This is a genomic window from Bacillus cereus group sp. N21 (assembly GCF_016483395.1).
GTDB classification, from domain to species: Bacteria; Bacillota; Bacilli; order Bacillales; family Bacillaceae_G; genus Bacillus_A; species Bacillus_A pseudomycoides.
Genome location: NZ_JAEHBX010000285.1, coordinates 1 through 343, shown reverse-complemented (window position 1 = coordinate 343; position 343 = coordinate 1). Strand labels below are relative to the sequence as shown.

Sequence of the window (343 nt, the reverse complement as noted above, 5' to 3'; positions counted from 1 at the left end):
TTTGTAACTCCGTATAGAATGTCCTACAACCCCAAGAGGCAAGCCTCTTGGTTTGGGCTAGATTCCGTTTCGCTCGCCGCTACTCAGGAAATCGCATTTGCTTTCTCTTCCTCCAGGTACTTAGATGTTTCAGTTCCCTGGGTCTGTCTTCCTTACCCTATGTATTCAGGTAAGGATACCATACCATTACGTATGGTGGGTTTCCCCATTCGGAAATCTTCGGATCAAAGCTTACTTACAGCTCCCCGAAGCATATCGGCGTTAGTCCCGTCCTTCATCGACTCCTAGTGTCAAGGCATCCACCGTGCGCCCTTTCTAACTTAACCAAACTAAAATTAAAAAA

Annotated in this window: 1 rRNA gene; it reads right to left on the bottom strand. The window is 46.4% G+C overall.

The features are described from left to right. Positions 1-326 (bottom strand): 23S ribosomal RNA (locus JDS96_RS30870); the annotation flags it as partial. Positions 327-343: the final 17 nt, after the last annotated feature.